The sequence below is a fragment of the Salinicoccus sp. RF5 genome, assembly GCF_020786625.1.
GTDB lineage: Bacteria > Bacillota > Bacilli > Staphylococcales > Salinicoccaceae > Salinicoccus.
On the sequence record NZ_JAJGRC010000008.1, the window covers coordinates 1 to 627 of the forward strand.

The window sequence follows — 627 nt, forward strand, 5'->3', positions numbered from 1 at the left end:
AACGCTTACTTACAGCTCCCCAGAGCATATCGGTGTTGGTTCCGTCCTTCATCGGCTCTTGGTGCCAAGGCATCCACCGTGCGCCCTTCATTACTTAATCGCAATGAAATTGTGAGTGTGCCAGCTAGGCTGACACAACGCGTGTTTTTTGAACTCTTTCGGTTCTCGGTTTTCTACGCTAGATTTTCGGTTAAAAATCATTTTTCGCATTGTTTCTATACGGTTTTCAATGTACATGTTTTTAAAAATGGTGGAGACTAGCGGGATCGAACCGCTGACCTCCTGCGTGCAAAGCAGGCGCTCTCCCAGCTGAGCTAAGCCCCCGTAAAGAACTATAAATGGTGGGCCTAAGTGGACTCGAACCACCGACCTCACGCTTATCAGGCGTGCGCTCTAACCAGCTGAGCTATAGGCCCATTCATGTTTTACGGTAATCAATTATACTATTGTGAATGGAAATTTCAAGAATTAATTTTACATTAATATGTAGAAATTTAAAACATTCAAAACTGAATACAATATGTCAACGGTTCCGCTACACCTGACTGGCAGGTGTCTCCTATAATATCCTTAGAAAGGAGGTGATCCAGCCGCACCTTCCGATACGGCTACCTTGTTACGACTTCA

At 44.7% G+C, this 627-nt stretch carries 2 tRNA genes and 2 rRNA genes; all 4 read right to left on the bottom strand.

The annotated features are described in order from the left end of the window. Nucleotides 1-100: ribosomal RNA gene (locus tag LLU09_RS12485) — 23S ribosomal RNA — on the bottom strand; the annotation flags it as partial. A gap of 148 nt (nt 101-248) precedes the next feature. Continuing rightward, nucleotides 249-324: transfer RNA gene (locus LLU09_RS12490), tRNA-Ala, on the bottom strand. Nucleotides 325-339: 15 nt separating this feature from the next. Further along, a tRNA-Ile gene (locus tag LLU09_RS12495) sits at nt 340-416 on the bottom strand. 158 nt (nt 417-574) lie between these two features. Further along, nucleotides 575-627, bottom strand: a 16S ribosomal RNA gene (locus LLU09_RS12500); the annotation flags it as partial.